The sequence below is a fragment of the Gluconobacter sp. ESL1110 genome, from assembly GCF_058107395.1.
The window spans coordinates 439,537-453,675 of sequence record NZ_JBYLUK010000007.1; the positions used below are offsets into that span (position 1 = coordinate 439,537).

At 57.3% G+C, this 14,139-nt stretch carries 17 protein-coding genes, 1 tRNA gene and 1 pseudogene; 10 read left to right on the plus strand and 9 right to left on the minus strand.

Features of this window, described 5'->3' with window-relative positions; genetic code table 11:
* Positions 1 to 75: 75 nt before the first annotated feature.
* The gene (locus AC3B6F_RS06060; RefSeq protein ID WP_489823698.1) at positions 76 to 2,094 is read right to left on the minus strand and encodes an NAD(+) synthase; all 2,019 of its coding nucleotides are present in this window, start codon (positions 2,092 to 2,094) and stop codon (positions 76 to 78) included.
* 166 nt (positions 2,095 to 2,260) lie between these two features.
* On the opposite strand from AC3B6F_RS06060, the gene AC3B6F_RS06065 reads away from it, so the two are divergent.
* The gene (locus AC3B6F_RS06065; protein ID WP_026017668.1) at positions 2,261 to 2,434 is read left to right on the plus strand and encodes a DUF1328 domain-containing protein; all 174 of its coding nucleotides are present in this window, start codon (positions 2,261 to 2,263) and stop codon (positions 2,432 to 2,434) included.
* 5 nt (positions 2,435 to 2,439) lie between these two features.
* Here the strand turns inward: AC3B6F_RS06065 and AC3B6F_RS06070 are convergent, their stop codons facing one another.
* The 6 genes and pseudogenes from AC3B6F_RS06070 to mlaD all read right to left on the minus strand — a co-directional run bounded on the left by AC3B6F_RS06070 (position 2,440) and on the right by mlaD (position 6,499).
* Positions 2,440 to 2,955 (minus strand): disulfide bond formation protein B, encoded by a 516-nt coding sequence (locus AC3B6F_RS06070; protein WP_061929098.1) that lies wholly within the window; start codon positions 2,953 to 2,955, stop codon positions 2,440 to 2,442.
* Complete coding sequence (locus tag AC3B6F_RS06075) at positions 2,952 to 4,289, minus strand: alpha,alpha-trehalose-phosphate synthase (UDP-forming) (protein ID WP_489823699.1); 1,338 nt, start codon at positions 4,287 to 4,289, stop codon at positions 2,952 to 2,954. The genes AC3B6F_RS06070 and AC3B6F_RS06075 overlap by 4 nt, the downstream gene beginning before the upstream one ends.
* Positions 4,277 to 4,999: a trehalose-phosphatase gene (otsB, locus tag AC3B6F_RS06080; protein ID WP_023944430.1), complete on the minus strand. Its 723-nt coding sequence runs from the start codon at positions 4,997 to 4,999 to the stop codon at positions 4,277 to 4,279. The genes AC3B6F_RS06075 and otsB overlap by 13 nt, the downstream gene beginning before the upstream one ends.
* A gap of 54 nt (positions 5,000 to 5,053) precedes the next feature.
* On the minus strand, positions 5,054 to 5,734 hold the full coding sequence (locus tag AC3B6F_RS06085) for a DUF2155 domain-containing protein (protein WP_489823700.1): 681 nt from the start codon (positions 5,732 to 5,734) through the stop codon (positions 5,054 to 5,056).
* A complete protein-coding gene (locus AC3B6F_RS06090) occupies positions 5,734 to 5,955 on the minus strand; it encodes a hypothetical protein (protein ID WP_489823701.1) in 222 nt (73 codons plus the stop codon). Before AC3B6F_RS06090 ends, AC3B6F_RS06085 begins: the two co-directional genes overlap by 1 nt.
* Positions 5,952 to 6,499, minus strand: a pseudogene (mlaD, locus tag AC3B6F_RS06095) (outer membrane lipid asymmetry maintenance protein MlaD). The gene AC3B6F_RS06090 and the pseudogene mlaD overlap by 4 nt, the downstream one beginning before the upstream one ends.
* 194 nt (positions 6,500 to 6,693) lie before the next feature.
* Between mlaD and AC3B6F_RS06100 the strand changes: the two are divergent.
* The 8 genes from AC3B6F_RS06100 to AC3B6F_RS06135 all read left to right on the plus strand — a co-directional run bounded on the left by AC3B6F_RS06100 (position 6,694) and on the right by AC3B6F_RS06135 (position 13,287).
* Positions 6,694 to 8,208: a TSCPD domain-containing protein gene (locus AC3B6F_RS06100; protein ID WP_489823702.1), complete on the plus strand. Its 1,515-nt coding sequence runs from the start codon at positions 6,694 to 6,696 to the stop codon at positions 8,206 to 8,208.
* Positions 8,209 to 8,354: 146 nt separating this feature from the next.
* Entirely contained in the window at positions 8,355 to 8,723 is a 369-nt protein-coding gene (locus tag AC3B6F_RS06105; protein ID WP_282858123.1) for an AtpZ/AtpI family protein, read from the plus strand.
* Entirely contained in the window at positions 8,701 to 9,450 is a 750-nt protein-coding gene (locus AC3B6F_RS06110; RefSeq protein WP_010504500.1) for a F0F1 ATP synthase subunit A, read from the plus strand. Before AC3B6F_RS06105 ends, AC3B6F_RS06110 begins: the two co-directional genes overlap by 23 nt.
* A 46-nt stretch (positions 9,451 to 9,496) precedes the next feature.
* Positions 9,497 to 9,721, plus strand: a complete 225-nt coding sequence (locus AC3B6F_RS06115; protein ID WP_010504497.1) for an ATP synthase subunit C family protein — start codon at positions 9,497 to 9,499, stop codon at positions 9,719 to 9,721.
* Between the two features lie 8 nt (positions 9,722 to 9,729).
* Positions 9,730 to 10,290 (plus strand): F0F1 ATP synthase subunit B family protein, encoded by a 561-nt coding sequence (locus tag AC3B6F_RS06120; RefSeq protein WP_061929101.1) that lies wholly within the window; start codon positions 9,730 to 9,732, stop codon positions 10,288 to 10,290.
* Positions 10,291 to 10,300: 10 nt separating this feature from the next.
* Positions 10,301 to 10,801, plus strand: a complete 501-nt coding sequence (locus AC3B6F_RS06125) for a F0F1 ATP synthase subunit B (protein WP_023944425.1) — start codon at positions 10,301 to 10,303, stop codon at positions 10,799 to 10,801.
* 4 nt (positions 10,802 to 10,805) lie between these two features.
* Positions 10,806 to 11,558: a glycosyltransferase family 2 protein gene (locus AC3B6F_RS06130; protein ID WP_489823703.1), complete on the plus strand. Its 753-nt coding sequence runs from the start codon at positions 10,806 to 10,808 to the stop codon at positions 11,556 to 11,558.
* A gap of 76 nt (positions 11,559 to 11,634) precedes the next feature.
* Positions 11,635 to 13,287 (plus strand): ArnT family glycosyltransferase, encoded by a 1,653-nt coding sequence (locus AC3B6F_RS06135; protein WP_489823704.1) that lies wholly within the window; start codon positions 11,635 to 11,637, stop codon positions 13,285 to 13,287.
* Between the two features lie 52 nt (positions 13,288 to 13,339).
* On the opposite strand, the gene AC3B6F_RS06140 is transcribed toward AC3B6F_RS06135, so the two are convergent.
* Positions 13,340 to 13,415 (minus strand) — tRNA-Ala (locus tag AC3B6F_RS06140).
* 143 nt (positions 13,416 to 13,558) lie between these two features.
* Here AC3B6F_RS06140 and AC3B6F_RS06145 point away from each other — a divergent pair.
* On the plus strand, positions 13,559 to 13,864 hold the full coding sequence (locus AC3B6F_RS06145; RefSeq protein ID WP_010504486.1) for a YggT family protein: 306 nt from the start codon (positions 13,559 to 13,561) through the stop codon (positions 13,862 to 13,864).
* Positions 13,865 to 13,867: 3 nt separating this feature from the next.
* Here AC3B6F_RS06145 and AC3B6F_RS06150 read toward each other — a convergent pair whose 3' ends face one another.
* Positions 13,868 to 14,080: a hypothetical protein gene (locus AC3B6F_RS06150; protein ID WP_062022902.1), complete on the minus strand. Its 213-nt coding sequence runs from the start codon at positions 14,078 to 14,080 to the stop codon at positions 13,868 to 13,870.
* Between the last annotated feature and the right edge of the window lie 59 nt (positions 14,081 to 14,139).

The window sequence follows — 14,139 nt, forward strand, 5'->3', positions numbered from 1 at the left end:
TAGATAAAATGGTGTTCCACATATTGGCATGAAAGCCACGGTACGGAACCCCCAACCCCCGAAAAGTTTGAAAGTTCACATAGCCGTGTTCTGTTTTAGCTCTTTTAGCCAGGATCGTGCGTTACCATCCGATGGAGCTCGCCAGTCCCCACGCGGCGAAAGAGAGCCTCCAGCAACGATTTTTGGCCCATTTGGTATAGCTGAACGCTTGAACTGACTGGTCCCAAAAAACCGGAGAATAAACACTTCAAGCCAGTGACAGATCTCCGCCAGATCATAAGAAATCCGCCGATCTTCCGGATAATGCGCAGGCCAGGAGCCCGTCGTAACATCTCCCCACGCCTTTTCGGCCAGAAATGCGATACGGGACGGGCGAAAACCATATCTCAGAACATAAAACAGTGTGAAATCCTGAAGGGCATAGGGGCCAATCCTCTGCTCCGTACTCTGAATACCCTGCCCCGTATCCGGCACCAGCTCTGGCGAGATTTCAGCGCTGACGATCTTCTCCAGAACTTCAGCGGTGCCAGCCCCCAACTCGCCTTCCCGCACCAACCATCGGATAACATGCTGAATCAGCGTCTTCGGCATTCCGGCATTAACATTGTAATGGGACATCTGATCTCCCACGCCATATGTGCACCAACCCAACGCCAGCTCGGACAGATCGCCCGTACCGATCACAATCCCATTGCGGTGATTAGCCAGCCTGAACAGGAAATCGGTTCGCAACCCTGCCTGAACATTTTCGAACGTAATGTCATGAATCGGTTTCCCCTCTGCATACGGGTGACCAATCCCCTCCAGCATTGTCTCCGCAGCCGGTCGGATATCCAGTTCATTGGACTCCACGCCCAGCGCATCCATCAAAGCATGCGCCAACCCACGACTTTCAGTGCCTGTCGCAAAACCCGGCATTGTGTAAGCCAACACATGCGTTCGGGGCCAACCGAGTTCATCTGCCGCCCTCACAGCAACCAGAAGAGCTAACGTGCTATCCAACCCCCCCGAAACACCGATAACGGCCCGTTGCGCTCCGCTGGCTTTCAACCTCTGGCACAGCGCGCTGACCTGAATGGTCCAAGCCTCATAACAATCCCGAGCAAGCGTTTTCACGTCGGACGGCACGAACGGAAAACGAGGGACGTCCCGCTTCAACCCAAGATCCTCAACAGGCGCTCCCAGCTCGAAACCAATCGTGCGGATACTTTCACATCCCACCCCGAATTGGCCTGTCCGCAAACGCTCCTGCCGCAACAAATCCAGATCAACATCCGCAACGACAAGCCGCTCTCCCTGAGGAAAACGGTCTGATTGTGCCAGAAGACGTCCATTCTCATGGATGGAGACCTGCCCATCCCAGGCAAGATCCGTCGTGGATTCTCCCTCTCCAGCTGCCGCATAAACATAAGCCGTCAGCGTTCGCATGGACTGCGCCTGACACAGCAGCGATCGATCATCCGTCCGCCCGATCGTCACCGGAGACGCAGACGGGTTCAGAATGATGCTCGCACCGGCCTGCGCCAGACGACCACTCGGCGGATTGGCCACCCACAGATCCTCACAGATCTCAACGCCCAGTGTCAGCCCGGTCTGATCTTCCGCTGCAAACAGAAGATCAGACCCAAACGGCACTTCCGTCCCACCAATCCGGATACTACCCGTCGTCCCCAATCCCGGCGTAAACTGGCGCGGCTCATAAAACTCCCGATACCGGGGCAAATAGGATTTTGGAACAACACCAAGAATACGCCCGCGATGCAGAACAGCCGCACAATTATAGAGCAGATCCCCGCAACACAGCGGCACGCCCACAACAGCGACACTCATGAGAGACGCCGTTTGCTCCGCGAGCCAGATCAGGGCCGACCGCGCCTCCTCCAGCACCACATCCTGGAACCGAAGATCATCAAGCGTGTACCCGGTCAGCCCAAGCTCTGGAAAAACAACAGCAGCAACCCGCTGACGGTCACAGTCTCTTAAAACCTCCAGAACCCGCTCTGCGTTGACCTGCGCCTCGGCCAACGAAACAGGCAACGTACAGGCTGCAATCCGCGCAAAGCCCTGATGATAGAGAGAGCGGAATCCGGTCATGTTGCTTCTTTCGGGACAGAAAAACCTGGGAGGCGGATCATGTATTGAGTGCCGTCGTCATGAAAGCGCCGTTGCGAAATTGAACCGGAATGACATTGCGCCGTTCTGCATTGCTCATCCCCGTTCCTCCAATGGACGGAACATCATGACACAGGAGACATTACCCATGGATCTTCTTCGCTGGACAATTGTCTTCCTCATCCTCGCGCTCTGCGCCGCCGTCCTGGGCTTCGGAGGAATTTCGGCAGATTTCGCCTATATCGGCAAGATCCTGTTCTTCATCTTCCTCGTTCTGCTGGTCATCAGCCTGATCTTCGGCCGAGGTCGCCCGAGATTCTGAAGACTTCAGCCTCGGGACCGAAACAACCGTACGGTTCCGAGGCTACCCAACACAAAAACAGCGACGGCATACAGCCCCCCCAGTTCCGTCATGGAAACAGGAAGGCCGAACAGATAATCCGGGGAGTCACAAGGCTTGTTCGGACGCGATGGCATGGACGCCATCCAGTCTTTGAAGCTTCCCCCATGGAAAACTGGCGCACGACATTCAGGAGCCGGACTCGGCCAGAATTTGTGTTCCACACCAGCGTGTAAAACCGCCAAACCAATACTGACCGCCACACACACCAGCCCGACCAACACCGAATAGCGTGCATAACGCCGCGGCACGGCAAGAGTCAGAACCCCAATCGCAATCAGAACACGCCATGGCCGACGCTCCCAAAGGCAAAGCTCACAGGGCGCAAGCAAAAGCCTGTGCTCTGCAAACCAAGCGGTCCCCAAAGCAGCCAGACCAGCCAGAACGAACAACCCTCCCAGAATCCTGGTCATATCGGGCTGTTTCGTTCCAGTCAGGGTCATGGTCGGGAAGCCTCCAGGCTATCAAGAAACTGTTTGGCCCAGCTTCCCGCCGTATTGCGGGACACTTCGCCATAGAGCGCGGACCATGCCTCATGACGGGTCTCCACGTCCATGGTCAGTGCTGCATGAAGCGCATCTGCCATCCCCTCGGCATCCAGAGGGTTCACCTGCAACGCTTCTGGCATTTCAGGCGCAGCTCCCGCAAAACGAGACAGCACAAGAACACCAGGATCCTTGGAATCCTGCGCCGCCACAAACTCCTTGGCGACCAGATTCATACCATCGCGCAGCGGCGTAATGTACCCGACATCCGAGACCCGATAGAGCCCCGCCAGAACATTCCGGGAAATCGGCCAGGTCGTATACCGGATCGGAACCCAATCCGGCGTGCCATAAGCGCCGTTGATCGTCCCGACCAACCCATCCAGCTCTTCCTTGAGTAGCCGATAGCTTTCGACACCTGTGCGTGACACCGGCGTAATCTGAAGAAACGTGACCTTTCCACGATACTCCGGATAATTCTTCAACAGCATTTCATAGCCACGCATCCGCTCCGGAAGACCCTTGGAATAATCCAGACGGTCCACACCGATAATCAGACGCTTGCCAACAAGACTGTCGACAATCTGTTCGACCTCTTCTGCTGCGGCACTCTCAATCGCCTGCTGCCTGAACCGGATCGGATCAATCCCGATCGGCACAGCCTCAACATCTGCCGTCAGGCCCGACGCTTCGAAACATCCCCGCAAATTCTGGGCATCCTCAGGCGTCTGAACCCCAATCTTGTCGCATCCCGCAAGCCCTTCCAGCAATCTCTTCAACTGCGGAAGGAGACGCGCCACACTCCAGGGCGGAAACGGAATGTGCAGAAAAAAACCAATCCGCCCCGTAACGCCACGATCTCTCAACATCTGCCCCAGCGGAAAGAGATGATAATCGTGAATCCAGATCGTATCATCTTCTTTAAGAAGAGGCACAAGACGATCCGCAAATACGGCATTGGTTTCGTAATACGCCTCACAATCCTCACGCGTATAACGCATGAGCTGTGTTCGGTAATGACAGAGCGGCCAGAGAACACCATTCGAGAAGTTCAGATAGAACCGGTCATACTGCCGTGGCGTCATGTCGAATGTGGCGTACGTCACATTTCCCACGCGCTCTTCCGTAACAGGATGCTCCATCGCGGCGTCATCCTGCTCACCAGACCACCCGAACCACAAACTGTCACGCGTCTGAACCGCATCATACAGCCCGACAGTCAGCCCCCCGGCAGGCTGCGTCCGCTCTCCGGGCGCTGGTGTACGATTGGAAACAACAATCAGGCGCCCCATCCATGTCCCTCCGACAAATCATGCAGCCATCGGCGGAATGTGGCTGCATCAGGAAAATCATCAGGAATGAGCCAGCCATCACCCCCCATCTGGCGGGCAGCCCTCACTCCATCCATGTCTGTAACGTCATCACCGACAAAGAGTGGCAACCGGCCCTGAAAAGGATTTTCAGCCATCAGTTCACGGACCGCTCCTCCCTTATCCACCCCCAGCGGGCGCAACTCGATGGCCATATGCGCATCCTGAAGCCGAAAACCATTCGGCTCAGCCGCCCAATCACCAACCAGAGACCGAAAGGCCGGTTCCGCATCCTGATTCTGCCGATAATGCAGAACCATCCCTGCTCTTTTGCGCTCAACACTGGCACCTGGATACCGCGCCACAATGTCTTCCGCGCCGCCCAGCCAGTCCGCGGGAACAGCAGGCAGAACCCGATGATCAACATCGTGCACCGGTGACTTGCGCACAGCGACACCATGCTCACCTGCAACAGCATACGGAATTCCGGGAAGGAAATGATCGATCTGCGCAATCGGCCGCCCTGTCACGATCGCCAGAGCCCCACCCAGAAGATCTTTCAGCCGAAGCAGATCTTCCGTCAAACCAGCAGGAACAATAACGCTTTCAGGTGTCGGAGCGATATCAACAAGCGTTCCATCGAAGTCCAGCAGCAGCGCTGCCTTGGAAGGCGGAAAAGGAACCTGGATCATGAGTCAGTTATCTCTTTCCAGTGTCAGGATTATCCCCGCTCCGCCACTCTCCCTTTACTCGAGACCGGGATCAGCCTCAGGAGGGGGCAGCGGTTGCCCGGAAGGCGGAGCCTGCGGCGCAGACGGCACAAGAGACTGTGCCCCACCGCTTGGAGGCGCGAGAGGAATGGGGGAATGCGTATCCGGAGCCAAAGGCACCGGCCCCCCTTCAGAGGACGGCGAGGAATGAGACTGATCATCCCCTCCTTCTTCCTCTGGTGCATTTGTGTCAGTGAGTTGCGGCGTTTTTATGGCCGGCAATGGACCCGTATCCGGCGCAACCTTGTCTCCAGCACAGGACACAACCCGCACATCATACAGGGGGCTGCCATAAGTCGCGACAGACGGTTCATTCTGCAGCATCCACCCATCGAACGGCGCACGCGCAGAATCTCCCGTGTCACGAAGATGCAAAAGAACACCCGCATCCGCCGGAAGCGTTTCAGGCCGGCTGACACAGGCTTCAACAGCCACGGAAAGCGTCCCGTAAGTCGCAGTCCCGCCGACCGGAACAGTCAACGTCTCGATATGTGCGTCCAGACGGTTCAGAACACGAATAACTGCCTGTGTACGACCCTGCCAAAGATCAGCCGGATACATTGCGGGAGGTGCAACCCCAACTGCAGCCTGAGCCCATGATGATGCGCCAACCATCAGAAGCACCACACCAACAGAAAAAGAACGCTTAACCATCATCACTCTTTTCCCTTGGCAGTCGGATCCACAAGATCTGCCAGCATCACAGTAAAGGACCGACACATCGCCTCAGGCGAAACGCCCATCAGAATTCCATCCTCAAATGCATCCTGAAGAGCCTGCCGAAGCTCGGAATCATTTTCCCGCAGCACGCGCACCTTCTCAACACAGGCCACCGGCTGCCCATCGTGATCCAGCCAAGGGAAATCAGCCGATGTCACGGCTCGTCCGACAAGCTGCCAGCAGGCTTCTGCGTTTGAGCACCCTGCGTCTTCTGGGCCTTCTGAAGCGTATCCGTCACGGAGAAAATGAACTTGCTCAGAAGCTGTTCCAGACTGATGGACCCCTGCGTCTCCGTCAGAGCACCACCAGCCTTGACCGTCGCATCAGCGCCCCCAGGAGACAGCGCAATATATTTCCCACCCAGAAGGCTATCAGACGTAACGATCGCAGCAAATCCGTCGGCAGCTTCACATCCGGCGACAACGTGAACGTCACCTTCGCCTGAAAGGTTTTCGGGTCAACCACTTCCGACGCCACATGCCCAACCGTAATACCCGCAAGACGGACATCCGAACCGACATTCAGACCATCAATCTGGCTGAAAGACGCATGGACCTGGTAGCCCCCATCATTGCTCTGATGATGCCCCAGCATGGCCAGAACAAGCATTCCGGCCAGAAAAACCAGCACCAGCAGTCCGGCAAGCAGTTCCAGCCGGTCCTGACGAGCGGCAGGACGCGCTGTTCCCATGGCTGCGCTCATGACGTCACCTTCGAAAAAATCATTTTCCTGCACTAGCGGACTCCGTGGCGTCCGTCCAACCCTCCCTTGAGAAACAGAGATCATCCCCCTCTGAAAATGTTATCCCCCATATCCCCATGTTCCCACCCATTAACACGGCAAAATGGCTTGTTTTCCGGCTTCCGAGCCGCAGAGACGAAGCGTAGATTCGCAGCATGACAGCCCGTCTTCACTGGACCGGCGTTCGGATGCGAACGCTTCGGGTCACGACCGATCCGGACGACAGCGCCACGCGCTCCGTCACCCTTCCGGCTGCCTGGGAGGATGACGCCGCCCAGGCTCTGACCCAGATCACACAAAGTGGTGGGCCTCTCCGTCTTTCAACGGAGGCTGCACGCTGGGTTGATATGATTGACGCCTGCCCACCACTCCCGGGCACACCAGCTAACACCCCATCACCGGGTCGCAGCCTGTCATGTCTTCTTCTTATGCGACAACTGGCCCCCAATATTGCCCTTTGGGAACGCCATACCGACGAAGCACCCGGCTTTATCGTTCGCCTGTCCGGATTCGTGCAGGATGATGGCTTCGCGCCCGAACATTTTGTCGCCTGCCTCAAACTGGCCTGTGATTCCCTGCGTCGACTACACGCAACCACACGGATCGAACGCACCGGCGAACTTCCGCTGTTCGACCTGCCAGTCAATCCCTCAGAAGAATCCGCTGGCCTTCTTCTGCTCACGGATCTGGATGCCTGCCTGGCTTCTATGGGGCTGGATTATGACAGCGAAGACGGACGCAATGCCGCAAAGGCCATTGCCGCCCTCGCTACAAGCATAGCCCGCGCGGGCACAGACCTCCCCTTGCCATCCATTCCGGAATGCAAGGCCCTTCCCGATCTTCGAGGACTGGCCGCACAAGCCTGCGCAATTCAGGAAGGGCGTCACCTTTCCCCGATTGAAACAGGATTTTCCGCTCCCGGTGCCGTAGATGCACTTCTTGGTGTGGAAGCCTGCGGACTGGCTCCTGTTTTCTCCCCATTGCGGGATGACGGTCACCTCCGTGCATCAACCCTTGCGCGCCTCGCACATCGCGGATTGACTCCGGAATCCGCCCTGGCTCTTGCTCTGGCTGGCGAAACCCCTTTGCCACCAACGCGCCCGGAAGCTCACGCTGCAATGCACCGCTTTCTGGAAAAATCCGTCGATTTTCTGCCAGAGCTACCCGAACCGGAACTTGCCAGCCTCAGGGCAAAGCTTGAGCGCGGCGTGCGTCGACCACTCCCCATGCGGCAGACAGGGTTTACACAAAGAACCGCCATTGGCGGACATAACCTGTTCATGCGCACAAGTGAGTTTGAAGACGGCACACTGGGAGAAATCAGCATTATCCCAACCCGCGAAAGTCCCATGGCCCGCGGCCTCATGGACTGTCTTGGTCAGGCCGTCAGCATTGGTCTGCAATTCGGCGCGCCGCTCGAAGCTTTTGTAGAGCGATTCGCCTATACGCGCTTCGGTCCTGCCGGAACGGTCGAGGGTGATCCAGGTGCGGCTTACGCCTCATCCATGCTCGACTACGCCTTCCGCACATTGTCCGAAGCCTATCTCGGACAGCATATGCCTGACGCTCCCCAGATTGAACCCAGCTCGGAAGATCCGTCTCCCATGCTGCCATTCGATCACTCTTCAGGCGATAGCCCACGCGGGCGACGGCTCAGACTGGTAAGTTGATGAAGAAATGGCGTCTACAGGCCTTCGCGTGGCTGGAATACATTGACAGCCCGCGGACTCGTCGGTAGCTAGCGCCTGCGTTGAGAAGGAATCCGGATATTTTCTCCGGGTGAGAAGGATGCGCACAGGGTAAGGGATCAGACAGCGTGGCAGACGCCCCTTCCGATGAGAATGGTTCTTTCGATGAGCGCCTGAAGCGCGCAAGGAAGAAGCTTGACCCTCGGGCGGAAGAGTTTTCCACAAAGTCCACCGAAGAAGACACATCAACTTATGCGTCTTTCGGTGTTGCGATCCGGGTTGGAACCGAGCTTGTTGCCGGTCTGGCGGTTGGAGTGGCGTTAGGTTACGCTCTTGACCGCTGGCTGGGTTACAGGGTCTTGTTCCTGCTGCTTTTTGCCCTGCTGGGTTTTGGTGCCGGCATGATGAATGTCTGGCGAGTGTTGAATGGGCCGGGCATGGTACCCGAGCCAAAAGATGACGGGAGAAGCCAGCGTGGCAGCCGGATCGACGATTGACGCGCTCGGACAGTTCGAGCTCCATCCGGTTCTCGGATCTCTGGGCGAAGCTTTGCGGTTCTCACAGTCTCCACTGTTCATGCTGATCGCCGTTGTGCTGGTGCTCGCATTCCTCTTCATTGGAATGCGCCCGGCCTCTGTCGTTCCCGGTCGTCTCCAGGCCGCAGCCGAAATCGGCTATGACTTCATTCACGACCTCGCCATCGGCACAATGGGTGAAGAGGGCGCAGCGTTCTTCCCATTCGTGTTCGCTCTGTTCTTTTTCATTCTCGCCGGTAATTACCTCGGCCTTCTCCCCTTCTCCTTCACCTACACGAGCCATATCGCAGTCACACTTGCGCTGGCCGTCACGGTATTCCTGATCTCGATCCTGGCTTCCCTGCGTTTTCAGGGCCTGGGCTTTTTCAAGCACTTCATGCCGGCTGGCGCCCCTGTATGGCTGTCACCGCTGCTCGTGCCGATCGAGATCCTGTCTTTTCTTTCTCGCCCCGTCAGCCTGTCGATCCGTCTGTTCGCCAATATGGTGGCCGGTCACGTTCTGCTCGAGGTGTTTGCCGGCTTCACAATCATGCTCGCCGGTCTGGGCTTCTTCGGTCATATTCTGGCCGTTGCCCCGATCGCGATCAACATTGCGCTGACGGCTCTGGAATTGCTGGTGGGTGTGCTTCAGGCATACGTTTTCGCCATCCTCACCTGCATCTATCTGCGCGAGGCCGTCGCTCACTGAGCGCGGTTTGGCACAACCCCTGTATCGACCCTAAAGGAACCTGACCATGGACGTTCTAGCCGCTCGTGAAATCGGCGCCGGTATCGCAGTAATCGCCCTCGCAGGCGTCGGCATCGGCCTCGGCAACATCTTCTCGACGCTTGTGAGCTCCATTGCTCGCAACCCGGCTTCCCGCCCGCACGTTTTCGGCCTCGGCATGCTCGGCTTCGCTCTGACGGAAGCTGTTGCTCTGTTCGCGCTGCTGATCGCCTTCCTGATCCTGTTCGCCTGAGGTCGAACATGCACCGCACGCCACGTCTTTTCCTGTTCGCCGCTCCGCTGGCGGCTGTGCCGGGCCGAGCTGTGGCTGCGGGCATGCCCCAGCTGAACGTCCATGATCCGCTGCTGATCGGACAGGTCGTCTGGGGAGCCGTCATTTTTGCCGGCTTCTACATTGTCCTCAGCCGCTCCGCTCTGCCGCGGATCGAGCGCGTGCTGTCCAACCGACGCACCCGCATCCAGAATGATCTCGATATTGCCCGCCGTGCGAAAGCAGAGTCCGACCGCGCAAGCGCCGAACTTCTGAGCACCCGCCACGAAGCGGCCGCACAGGCTCGGGCCAATGTAGAGCGCATCCAGAACGAGGCTCGCCTCAGCGCCGAAGCGCACGCACGGGAAACCGCAAAGCGTCTCGAAGCTGACGTCGCGAACGCCGAAGCACGGATCGCCCAGTCCCGCGAACAGGCTTTGTCCAGCCTGCCCGCAATCGCTACCGGTACCGCCCAGAACCTCGTTTCCCGCCTGATCGGGGACCAGGACGAGCAGACTATCGCCAGCGCCGTCAAACGCGTCAGCGCTTAAGGAGACGACGATGTTCCACGAACCCCGTTTCTGGACCGCCCTGGCTTTTGTCCTGTTCTTTGTGATCTTTGGTCGCAAGCTCTGGACCGTGATCACCAGTCATCTCGATGCCCGCGCCGAGGGCGTCCGTCGTGATCTTGACGAAGCAGCACGCCTTCGTCGTGAAGCCGAACAGATGCTGGAAGATGCCACCCGCGAACGCGAGAAGACGCTTGCTGAAACGCAGGCCATGATCGCCCGCTCCGAGACGGAAGCAGCTGCTCTTGCAGAACGCGCCCGTCACGAAGCAGAAGCAGCAGCAGCTCGTTACGAGAAGATGGCTCACGATCGCATTGAAGCCGCCGAACGTGCTGCCATTCGCGAAGTTCAGGAACGTGCGACGGCAATCGCAATTTCCGCAGCACGCGACGTTGTGGCTTCCCGTCTTTCCGAAAGCCCGGACGTTGCTGCCCAGTTGATTGAGCAGAGCATTCAGAACCTTCCGGAAGCTCTCCGCCGTTCCGCGGCCTGAGCCTATGACTGCCCTCCGCCCATCGCAGGCCCCCGTGACTCTTTCGATTGTCATGGCGGTATTGAACGAGGCGGAAAATATACTCCCGGTGTGTCAGGAACTCGCAGGAGTTCTTGACCGCCTTCCGGAAAATACTGAAACTGTCGTTGTTGATGATGGTAGCACAGACGCCACCGTTCAGAAGCTTCTCGAAGCCCGGCAACAGTATCTTCCAAATCTCAGAATTATCAGCCACCCACGGCGCCTTGGAAAATCCGCAGCCCTGAGAACAGGCGCAACCGCGGCCCATGGGGAATGGATGGCCACCATAGACGGTGATGGACAGGACGATCCGTCTTCCATTGTCCGGATGCTGGAACTGGCCCGCACAGCCAACACTCAACCTCCGCTTGTTGTCGGCGTACGCCGCAAGCGGAACGACAGACTGTCGCGCCGCGTCGCCACAAAACTGGCAAACGGCCTGCGACGCAGACTTCTGAACGATGGCTGCCCGGATACAGGTGCCCCTCTCAAGCTCTTCTCTCGTGAGATGTTCCTGCGTATCCCGCAGTTTGAGGGCGTTCATCGCTTCCTACCAGCCCTGCTCGGGCATTACGGTGCACCGCTGATCTGCCATGAAGTCCAACATCGTGCGCGACTGCACGGTTCTTCCAAATACACCAACTTCAATCGGGCCCTTGTTGGCATCCGCGATCTGCTGGGTGTCATGTGGCTGCAGAACCGTACCCACCTGCCCGATCATCTGACCGAACACTGATCCATCCACGATCGGGGATGGTCTTTTGGCCCGTCTCCGTCCACCATTCCGTGATGGACCGGAACGGAGCCTCACCATGAAACTGACATTCCGGCACTATGCCCTCCTTGGGCTGGTCACCTTCCTGCTTGCTCTGTCAGGACGCATGACGCTTCCTCCGCTTGATCGCGACGAGCCGAGATACATGGAAGCCTCGGAGCAAATGCTGACCTCCGGTAATTTCGTGGATGTCCGTTTTCAGGATAAACCCCGCTACCTTCAGCCAGCAGGCATCTACTGGCTTGAAGCCTCTTCAGCACAAATCGCCAAAACATTTCTGGGCCCAGACGTTCTCAGAAAAACCTGGCCCTACCGTGTTCCAAGCCTTCTCGCAGCCACACTCATTGTTCCACTCACTGCCTGGATGGGAACAGTCCTATTTGGCGCAACTACGGGCCTGATGGCTGCTGGCCTCCTGATGGTCTCAACGCTTTTCGTCGCCGAGAGTCATATGGCGACGATCGACACTGTCCTGCTGCTTGATGTGCTGTGCTTTGAAGCAATGCTTCTACGGGCCTTCACCGATCGCCAGAAAAATATCCCCACCCCGGTTCTGGTCGCCTGCGGTTACTGGTTGGCTCTGGGCGTAGGACTCATGCTCAAAGGGCCAGTCGTTCTCATTCCCGGTTTCGGCACACCTCTAGCACTCTGGGGCGTGGAACGGGACAAGACATGGTGGTCTCGCCTCCGCCCCCACTGGGGCTGGCTCCTCATGCTCGCCGTGGTCGTTCCCTGGTGCATCGCAATTGACGTCGTCAGCCATGGTGAATTCTTCTCACGCGCCATCGGACGAAACTTTCTGGGCAAAGTCGCGCACGGTCAGGAAGCACACGGACTTCCTCCCGGCTTCCACCTTCTGGTATTTGCACTGGCATTCTGGCCCGGGTCGCTCTTCGCAGCTCTGGCCCTACCGGCCATCTGGAAAAACAGAAAACTTCCACAGGTCCGCTTCTTGCTAAGCTGGATCATTCCCCACTGGATCGTGTTCGAGCTTATCGCAACCAAGCTGCCGCACTATGTTCTACCAACCTACCCAGCCATCGCCATTCTAACCGCAGCATCCCTAACAGTCTGGTCAGTCCCCACGCTGTCTCGATTGGGCAAAGCCGCTTCAGGACTATACGGCACACTCTGGGCTATGATCGGAATAGCCTTCTGCGTTGCAGGAACGGTCCTGCTTTACAAGATGGAACACGTCTTTTCCCTGCGCGAAGGCCTAGCTCTCTGTGGCTCACTCCCGTTGATGGGAGCAGCAATTTTTCTACTTCTGCGCCAACATCGGCAGCAGGCGGCTTTCTGCGCAATGGGTGCAGCCATCATTGCACAGGCTGGGCTTTTCCTCGCTGTCATCCCCAACCTGCAGACAATCCGTCTGGCCCCACGGGTAGCCGCCCTTTTCGAAGACGTTAAACCCTGTGATCAAAGTGTGCTGGTTTCCACGTCTTACTCCGAGCCAAGTCTGGTTTTTCTTGCAGGCGAACAGACCCAGTTGCTCGGCCCTGAAGCAGCGGCTCTTTACTTGCAAAAAAATCCAAAATGCACGCTCGCGCTCGTTGATCGAAAAGACGAGACTGTTTTCAAGAATGCCCTGGAAAAAACCGGAATGAGCGTTGTCGAATATGGGCGGGTCAAAGGCCTGAACTACTCAAACGGCCATCACCTCGATCTGGGCCTTTTCGCTCCGGACTGACACACAAACCCGCACCGAGTGCACAAACATCCCGCCGTTAAAGAAAACACCATGGTGGAGCTGAGGGAAATCGAACCCCTGACCTCCTCATTGCGAACGAGGCGCTCTCCCAACTGAGCTACAGCCCCATGGTATTTGTGATAGTTCTTACAGAGAGTGTTTCTGTCAAGCATTCGGGGAGAGAGTTGTCCTCTCCCGGAGAGACAGATACAAAACCCGCTTCTGCCCGACTGCTGTCGGGTCTTTCGCGACTGCCGACGAGGTTTTCAGCATGCTTGCCCTGCACGCCATTATCCTGATGATCATTCAGGCCTTCGTCTGGGCCCTTCTGGCTTACTGTATCCTGTCCATGCTTCTGGGCTTTGGCGTTCTGGATATCCGTAACCGGTTTTTCTATTCGCTCTTCAACACCCTGGCCCGTGTTGTCGAACCTCTGCTCTCTCCCATCAGGAACATCCTGCCCAGTACAGGTGGCATGGATTTCGCCCCGATGATCCTGTTGCTGCTGATCCAGTTCCTCGTCTATCCGCTTGTGAACCGTGTCTTCGCAATGCTGATCTATCACCCGGCCTTCTGAATTCTACCTCACCGCACGCCACACTTCTTCCATTGCATCGGCAAGAACATCGTGCGGTTCACTCCACTGCCCATCATGGGCAGGAGGTTGCATCCAGACACGCCATCCCTGTCCTGCGTCCCGTTCGATCCGCAACGACCAATCCTCAGGCAAACGACTAAGAACACGCTCCAAACGCACTTGGCTGGTGAGCGGCTTGGCATAATTATGCCCCATAACAGTAGCCCTCCTTCAATCAGACATTCCAAGTCTACATGATGGCTCTAGACGCATTA

Bases quoted from the DNA above. Each gene is read 5' to 3' on its own strand.
- AC3B6F_RS06150 (WP_062022902.1), bottom strand. From the start codon at position 14,080: ATGGGGCATAATTATGCCAAGCCGCTCACCAGCCAAGTGCGTTTGGAG.
- AC3B6F_RS06100 (WP_489823702.1), top strand. From the start codon at position 6,694: ATGACAGCCCGTCTTCACTGGACCGGCGTTCGGATGCGAACGCTTCGG.
- AC3B6F_RS06120 (WP_061929101.1), top strand. From the start codon at position 9,730: ATGCACCGCACGCCACGTCTTTTCCTGTTCGCCGCTCCGCTGGCGGCT.
- AC3B6F_RS06145 (WP_010504486.1), top strand. From the start codon at position 13,559: ATGCTTGCCCTGCACGCCATTATCCTGATGATCATTCAGGCCTTCGTC.
- AC3B6F_RS06060 (WP_489823698.1), bottom strand. From the start codon at position 2,094: ATGACCGGATTCCGCTCTCTCTATCATCAGGGCTTTGCGCGGATTGCA.
- AC3B6F_RS06125 (WP_023944425.1), top strand. From the start codon at position 10,301: ATGTTCCACGAACCCCGTTTCTGGACCGCCCTGGCTTTTGTCCTGTTC.
- AC3B6F_RS06065 (WP_026017668.1), top strand. From the start codon at position 2,261: ATGGATCTTCTTCGCTGGACAATTGTCTTCCTCATCCTCGCGCTCTGC.
- AC3B6F_RS06115 (WP_010504497.1), top strand. From the start codon at position 9,497: ATGGACGTTCTAGCCGCTCGTGAAATCGGCGCCGGTATCGCAGTAATC.
- AC3B6F_RS06130 (WP_489823703.1), top strand. From the start codon at position 10,806: ATGACTGCCCTCCGCCCATCGCAGGCCCCCGTGACTCTTTCGATTGTC.
- AC3B6F_RS06075 (WP_489823699.1), bottom strand. From the start codon at position 4,289: ATGGGGCGCCTGATTGTTGTTTCCAATCGTACACCAGCGCCCGGAGAG.
- AC3B6F_RS06085 (WP_489823700.1), bottom strand. From the start codon at position 5,734: ATGATGGTTAAGCGTTCTTTTTCTGTTGGTGTGGTGCTTCTGATGGTT.
- AC3B6F_RS06135 (WP_489823704.1), top strand. From the start codon at position 11,635: ATGAAACTGACATTCCGGCACTATGCCCTCCTTGGGCTGGTCACCTTC.
- otsB (WP_023944430.1), bottom strand. From the start codon at position 4,999: ATGATCCAGGTTCCTTTTCCGCCTTCCAAGGCAGCGCTGCTGCTGGAC.
- AC3B6F_RS06070 (WP_061929098.1), bottom strand. From the start codon at position 2,955: ATGACCCTGACTGGAACGAAACAGCCCGATATGACCAGGATTCTGGGA.